Raw genomic sequence first — 1,134 nt, forward strand, 5'->3', positions numbered from 1 at the left:
CTATGGGAAGCATTCACCCATTTTCGCGCGCAGCATCCGCAGGCCACGCTGCGGCGCCTGCACTTTATCAGCTTTGAAAAATTCCCGTTGCGCGTGGCCGATCTGGAACAGGCGCACGCCCACTGGCCGACACTCGCCCCTTAACGCCGAAGCACTGCGGCAGGCATGGCCGTCGGCGCTGCCGGGCTGTCATCGCCTGATTCTGGCTGACGGTGCCATCACTCTCGACCTGTGGTTTGGCGATATCAACGACTTACTGCCAACGCTGGACGATTCCCTGACGCATCAGGTTGACGCCTGGTTTCTCGATGGCTTTGCCCCGTCCAAAAACCCGGACATGTGGACAGAGAACCTGTTTCACGCCATGGTTCGTCTGTGCCGGGCGCAGGGTACCTTTGCGACATTCACTGCCGCAGGGTTTGTGCGTCGGGGACTACAGCAAGCCTGCTTTGATGTGGAAAAGATCAAGGGCTACGGACAAAAACGCGAAATGCTGCGCGGCGTATTACCGAACGCCATCCTTGCCCCGGTGGCAACCCCCTGGTATTCACGCCCGGCCGCCAGCGCGACAGAGGATATCGCTATTATTGGCGGTGGCATTGCCAGCGTACTGACAGCACTGGCGCTGCTGCGACGCGGCGCGCACGTGGCACTCTATTGTGAAGATGAGGCACCGGCGTTAGGCGCATCCGGTAATCGTCAGGGAGCCCTTTACCCGTTACTCAATGACAAACACGATGCGCTTTCCCGCCACCGCTTTTGGTTTTGCCCGCCGCCAGTACGATTCACTGCTGCAAGCCGGTATCGCCTATGAACATGACTGGTGTGGTGTGAACCAGATTGCCTACGATGAAAAAAGCGCGCGCAAAATCACGCAAATCTTGCACGGCAACTGGCCGACAGAGGTGGTTACGCCGCTCAGCGCTGATGAGATGGATGCAACGGCCGGATTAGCGATAGGTTTTTCAGGTGTGAGCTATGCCGAGGGTGGCTGGCTGTGCCCGGCAGAGCTAGGCTGTGTCCCTTAATTGCTTGAGCTATAGTATCCATCTGTTTCTACGACACTTTGGATTATGGCTCGCTACGATCTTTCTGATGAAGCATGGGCAATCATTGAGCCCTTGTTACCAACCG

The 1,134-nt window shown here is 57.4% G+C and carries 1 pseudogene; it reads left to right on the top strand.

The window, feature by feature from the left end:
* A pseudogene (mnmD, locus tag ACTBDZ_RS18020) lies at positions 1-1,013 on the top strand (tRNA (5-methylaminomethyl-2-thiouridine)(34)-methyltransferase MnmD); the annotation flags it as partial.
* Between the last annotated feature and the right edge of the window lie 121 nt (positions 1,014-1,134).

This window comes from Symbiopectobacterium sp., assembly GCF_051710365.1.
GTDB lineage: Bacteria > Pseudomonadota > Gammaproteobacteria > Enterobacterales > Enterobacteriaceae > Symbiopectobacterium.